This is a genomic window from Ideonella sp. B508-1, from assembly GCF_000333615.1.
GTDB lineage: Bacteria > Pseudomonadota > Gammaproteobacteria > Burkholderiales > Burkholderiaceae_C > Ideonella.
This window is the reverse complement of sequence record NZ_BADL01000337.1, coordinates 1-5,238: the sequence shown is the minus strand read 5'-3', so window position 1 is coordinate 5,238 and position 5,238 is coordinate 1. Positions and strand designations below refer to the sequence as shown.

Annotated in this window: 5 protein-coding genes and 1 pseudogene; 2 read left to right on the top strand and 4 right to left on the bottom strand. The window is 68.7% G+C overall.

What is annotated here, in order from left to right:
- Both rho and trxA read right to left on the bottom strand, forming a co-directional pair.
- Window positions 1-718, bottom strand: a 718-nt coding sequence (gene rho, locus I73_RS14635) for a transcription termination factor Rho (protein ID WP_040500398.1), incomplete at its 3' end; no start/stop codon positions are given.
- A 261-nt stretch (window positions 719-979) separates the two neighbouring features.
- Complete coding sequence (trxA, locus tag I73_RS14630; protein WP_022981298.1) at window positions 980-1,309, bottom strand: thioredoxin TrxA; 330 nt, start codon at window positions 1,307-1,309, stop codon at window positions 980-982.
- A gap of 317 nt (window positions 1,310-1,626) precedes the next feature.
- Here trxA and I73_RS28065 point away from each other — a divergent pair, with 317 nt between their 5' ends.
- Both I73_RS28065 and I73_RS14620 read left to right on the top strand, forming a co-directional pair.
- A complete protein-coding gene (locus tag I73_RS28065) occupies window positions 1,627-3,357 on the top strand; it encodes an HDOD domain-containing protein (RefSeq protein WP_051049223.1) in 1,731 nt (576 codons plus the stop codon).
- A gap of 44 nt (window positions 3,358-3,401) precedes the next feature.
- Window positions 3,402-4,706 (top strand): MFS transporter, encoded by a 1,305-nt coding sequence (locus tag I73_RS14620; protein WP_022981296.1) that lies wholly within the window; start codon window positions 3,402-3,404, stop codon window positions 4,704-4,706.
- On the opposite strand, the gene I73_RS28060 is transcribed toward I73_RS14620, so the two are convergent.
- Window positions 4,693-5,073: a helix-hairpin-helix domain-containing protein gene (locus I73_RS28060; RefSeq protein WP_022981295.1), complete on the bottom strand. Its 381-nt coding sequence runs from the start codon at window positions 5,071-5,073 to the stop codon at window positions 4,693-4,695. The two genes, I73_RS14620 and I73_RS28060, sit on opposite strands and share 14 nt — an antisense overlap.
- Window positions 5,074-5,089: 16 nt before the next feature.
- Window positions 5,090-5,238: pseudogene (locus I73_RS34030) on the bottom strand (LexA family protein); the annotation flags it as partial.

Sequence of the window (5,238 nt, the reverse complement as noted above, 5' to 3'; positions counted from 1 at the left end):
GGCGGGCCGCGGGCTCGTCGAAGGTGGAGCTGATGACTTCGCCGCGCACGGTGCGCACCATCTCGGTCACTTCTTCCGGCCGTTCGTCGACCAGCAGCACGATCAGGTGGATCTCGGGGTGGTTGGCCACCAGCGCATGGGCGATGTGCTTCATCATCATCGTCTTGCCGGTCTTGGGCTGGGCCACCAGCAGCGCGCGCTGGCCTTTGCCGATCGGGGCGATGAGATCGATGATGCGGCCGGTGATGTTCTCGTCGGCCTTGAGATTGTCACGCTCGAGCTTGAACGCCTCCTTCGGGAAGAGCGGCGTCAGGTTCTCGAACATGATCTTGTGCTTGTTCTCCTCCGGGCTCAGGCCGTTGACGCGGTCGACCTTCACCAGGGCGAAGTAGCGCTCGCCGTCCTTGGGCACGCGCACCTCGCCTTCCACCAGGTCGCCCGTGTGGAGGTTGAAGCGGCGCACCTGGCTGGGGCTCAGGTAGATGTCGTCGGTCGACGCCATGTAGCTGGTGTCGATCGAACGCAGGAAGCCGAAGCCATCGGGCAGCACTTCCAGCACGCCATCGCCGAACACCTGTTCGCCGGCCTTGGCGCGCTTCTTCATGATCGCGAACATCAGCTCCTGCTTGCGCAGGCGAGCGACGTTGTCGATCTCCAGCTCCTCACCCATCTTGATGAGTGCGGAGACGTGAAGCGCCTTCAATTCAGAAAGATGCATCGGGGGTCACCCTTGGGGTGGTACGCCACGGGGGCAGGGGCACACGGACCTGGACGGATGTCGCAGGACCGGCTCGCCGCAGGGCAAGCGCCTTGTCGCGACCCATCAGGGTGCGAAGCTCGTGGAAACGGTTGGTGGGGGCGGGGGGCCGTGAATCTGGCGTGCCAGGGAACCGGTGGGTTCCGGACGCTGCGGCCTCAAGCCTGTTTGCAGCCACGGGGCGGCCTGAAATCAGGCCTCACCCCGGTGCGACAGGCGAGATTATAGATGGCTCTCGAGGAATTGGGCCAGTTGGGCCTTGGACAGGGCGCCCACCTTGGTGGCGGCCAGTTGTCCGTCCTTGAACAGCATCAGGGTCGGGATGCCGCGGATGCCGAACTTGGCCGGCACGTCGCGGTTCTCGTCGACGTTCATCTTGGTGATCTGCAGACGCTCACCGTATTCCTTGGCGGTTTCGTCCAGGATGGGGGCAATCATCTTGCAGGGGCCGCACCATTCGGCCCAGTAATCCACCAGGACGGGTTTGCCGGACTTCAGAACGTCAGCTTCGAACGAAGCGTCGGTGATGTGCTTGATCAGTTCGCTGCTCATGGAAATGTTTCCTAAGGGGGCTTCAGCCTGGCAGCGAAACTCCGGGTCCACGGACGGACAAAGGGCTTCGTTCAGCTGAAGTGCGAGGGATTCTGACACATCCGGCTTGGGCACGCTGGCCGCAGGGGTGGTCTTCGCGGCGGGAGGCCAAGACGAGAAACTGGCCTTCGTTTGGCCCGCACATCCGTGCCTCGATTCCCAGGGATAGCATTTCCAATCGGATCCAAACAGCCGCCTCTCCGATGTCCAGCGCCGCCAGTTCCCCTCCAGAATCCGCTTCGTCCAGCCGGTCCGCGTCGACCGCGGGGGCCGGGCGCATGTTCGGGCGCTTCCAGCTCATGGCCCTGCTGGGCAAGAGCGAGCGCACGATGATGTGGGCGGCGGTGGACACACGCCAGCAGCAGGACTGCATGCTGGCCATCCCTCGCAAGCAACCCGAAGGCGGGGGCGCCGAGGCTTGGCAGCGGGCGGTGCGCAAGGGCGCGCGTCTGGAACATCCCCATTTGGCCCAGGCCATCGAGGTGGGTGAGCATGAGCGCTGGCCTTACGCCATGTATGACCGCTCGACGGTGGTGACCTGGGCCGAGCGCTTCAGCCGTGACGGCCTGCCACCTGTCGATGTGGCCACCTGGGTGGCCGGGGTGGCCCAGGGGCTGGCCTATGCCCATGAAGCCGGTGTCGCCCATGGCGACATCCAGCCCTGGATGCTGGGTCTGACCGATGCGGGAACGCCCTTGCTGATGGGGCTGGAGGTGGCCGGGCGGGACGCCTGGGCGGCCCGGGACGGCGCCATGCAGGAATTGCGGGCCGTGCGCGAGGCCGCCGAGCGCGATGTGCTGGCCCTGGGGCTGGTGGCCTACCAGGCCCTGGCCGGCACGCCGGCCCTGGACGAGCCCGACATGGGCCGCACCATGGCCAGAATGCCCCCCACGGGCAATGAGATCGTGCGCCTGCCCTGGGCGCTGTCGCGTCCGGTGCCCGATGCCTTGCGTGCCATCGTGAACCGGGCGACAGACCGCCAGCCGCGCCACCGTTACCACAACGCCCGGGTGCTCCAGGGGGCGCTGGAGGGATGGCTGCGCACCCAGGCCGAGAGCGATGGGCCGCTGGCCTTGCTGATGGATCGCATCCAGTCTGCCGGTGTGCTGCCTGCACAGCCGGGTGGGGCGGAGCGCGTGGCCCGTCTGGCCCTGATGGACAACAGCCGCACCAGTGAGCTGGCCGATGTGGTGCTGGGGGACATTGCGCTCACCTTCGAGCTGCTGCGCCTTGTCAACAGTGCCCAGGTCAGTGCGGAGGGGCCGGTGCTGATGCTGCGCCGGGCGATTGCCATGCTGGGGCTGGAAGGCGTGCGCCGTGCCGCCTTGGCCCTGCGCCGCTGGCCGGGGCCGATGAACGAGTCTGCCGCGGTCGAGATGGAGCAGCTGATCGCACGCGTGCACCGCGCCGGGCGGCTGGCCGTGCGCCTGGCCCCGGCCGGCTACGACGGCGAAGTGGTCTACCTGATTGCGCTGATGCAGAACCTGGGGCGTTTGGTGGTGCAGTACCACTTCCCGGAGGAGGCCCACCAGATCCGCCGGCTGATGCAGCACATCGAGGGTGTGCCGGGCGAACAGGCCCAGCCCGGGTTGTCGCCCGAAGCCGCGTCCTATGCCGTGTTGGGTGTGGACACCGAGGAGCTGGGCCTGGCGGTGGCCCGGCATTGGGGGCTCGACGGCAGCGTGCTGCGCATGATCCGCCGCGTGGTGCCCTCCGAGGCCCATCGCGGAGCGGACGACGATGGTGATGTGCTGCGTTATGCCGCAAGCTGCGCCAACGAGATGATCGATGCGGCCGGTCTTCCGCCGCAGCGCGCGCAGCTGGCACTCAAGCAGGCCGCGCAGCGCTATGTCCGGGTGCTGGGCCTCACCAGCAAAGAGCTGGCCGATGCGCTGCAAGCGGAGATCCAGGCGTCTGCGGACCCGTCCTCGCTCAAGCTGCCTGAGGGCATGACCGCCTCTTCGGTGCCCCGAGCGACCGCAGCCGGCGAGGCCCAGACCGCCGCATGACCCGGCGCCGGCAGGGATCCTGCCGGTGGGATAAGCTGTGACGAATGCCTTCGTCCTCCCCATCGGCGCTTGCCGAACCAGCGCCGACACTGCGTCTGCGTGACCAGACCGACTACCTCCGGCTGCTGGCCACCCGCATCGCCGGCACCTCCGCCAACCAGATGCTGATGGTGGCCCTGGGTTGGCAGATGTACGACCTGACCCGCAGCGCCTGGCAGCTCGGTCTGGTGGGTCTGGTGCAGTTCGTGCCTGCCTTGCTCTTCACCCTGCCGGCCGGGCACCTGGTGGACCGCCATGACCGACGCCGCCTGCTGGCGCTGAGCCTGAGTCTGCAATGCACCGTGGCCCTGGGCCTGATGCTGGCCAGCCTGGGGGCGGCCCTGAGCGCGGGCTGGATCCTGGCCTTGTCGGTGCTGTTGGGCATGGCCCGAGCGGTGCAGATGCCCTCGCTGCAGGCCCTCACGCCCACCCTGGTGCCGTCGTCCCTGCTGGCACGTGCCGTGGCCACCAACAGCTCGGTGATGCAGGCCGCGGTGGTGCTGGCGCCGGCCCTGGGTGGCGTGCTCTATGGCGCGGGGCCGGTTCTGGGGCGGCGCCTGCAGACCCTGTGGCCGCTGGGCCCCGAGTTCTGGGGCGCGGCCATGGTCTACGGCGTGTCGCTGCTGCTGCTGCTTGGTGCGATCAGCGCGGTGCTCAGCATCCGTCCCCGGCCTGTGCCACCGCGGGCTCCTTCGCCGGGCTGGCGTGAGCTGACCGCGGGCATCCGCTTCATCCGCGAGCAGCCGGTGATGCTGGGTGCCATCTCGCTGGACCTGTTCGCCGTGCTGCTGGGCGGGGCCACGGCCCTGCTGCCCATCTTTGCGCGCGACATCCTGCACAGCGGTCCCGAGGCGCTGGGCCTGCTGCGTTCGGCCCCGGCCCTGGGGGCGGTGGGGGTGGGCTTGTGGCTGGCCCGGCGCCCGCTGCGCCGCCGCGCCGGGGTGTGGCTGCTGGTGGCGGTGGCCCTGTTCGGCCTGGCCACCATCGGTTTCGGTCTGTCGCGCTCGTTCTGGCCGGCCTTTCTGGCCCTGGCCATCACCGGCGCAGCCGACATGGTCAGCGTGGTGATCCGTCAGACCCTGGTGCAGCTGGAAACCCCCGACGAGATGCGCGGCCGGGTGTCGGCGGTCAACTCGGTGTTCATCGGCGCCAGCAACCAGCTGGGCGAGTTCGAATCCGGGGCCACCGCCGCATTGCTGGGGCCGGTGGGGGCCGTGGTGGCCGGAGGCGTCGGGACCCTGTGCGTGGTGCTGCTGTGGTGGCGCTGGTTCCCGGCGCTGGCCCGGCGCGACAGCCTCACCCCGCCCTGAGGTTGGCGCCCTCGCGGCGCGCGCGTTCGTGCGATCCGTCCCAGGCGGGGGCGGTCAAGGGGCTGTCGAGGTGCAGCACCCCGTGCCGCTCCTTGCGCAAGGCGGTGAAACTCCACCATGGCCGGGGTGGCCCGCCTTCCATGAAGTCGACGATGGCCATGAAGGTGTCCAGCACGCAGGGGTCCTGCCGCGTGCCGGTCAGCGCTTCCAGCCGGCGGTACAGGGCCAGTGGATCCTGCCCCCGCAGATCCTGGGGCTGATGCAGACCCATGGCCCGCAGGTCGCCGGCCATGGCCGGGCCCACATTGGGCAGTTGCTCCAGGGTCTGGCAGTCTTCGCCGCGGGTGGCCTTGGGGCGCTTGATCATGGCGGATGAGCCGGGCTCAGATCAGCATGTTCTGACGCACCAGGCCGACGGCGATGCCCTCGATCTGGAAGTCCTCGACCTCCGGGCCCACCACGATGGGCAGAAGTCGGGGTTCTCGGGCAGCAGCTCGATGCCCTCGCGACGGCGGTGAAAGCGCTTGACGGT

Bases quoted from the DNA above. Each gene is read 5' to 3' on its own strand.
- trxA (WP_022981298.1), bottom strand. From the start codon at position 1,309: ATGAGCAGCGAACTGATCAAGCACATCACCGACGCTTCGTTCGAAGCT.
- I73_RS28065 (WP_051049223.1), top strand. From the start codon at position 1,627: ATGTTCGGGCGCTTCCAGCTCATGGCCCTGCTGGGCAAGAGCGAGCGC.
- I73_RS14620 (WP_022981296.1), top strand. From the start codon at position 3,402: ATGCCTTCGTCCTCCCCATCGGCGCTTGCCGAACCAGCGCCGACACTG.
- I73_RS28060 (WP_022981295.1), bottom strand. From the start codon at position 5,073: ATGATCAAGCGCCCCAAGGCCACCCGCGGCGAAGACTGCCAGACCCTG.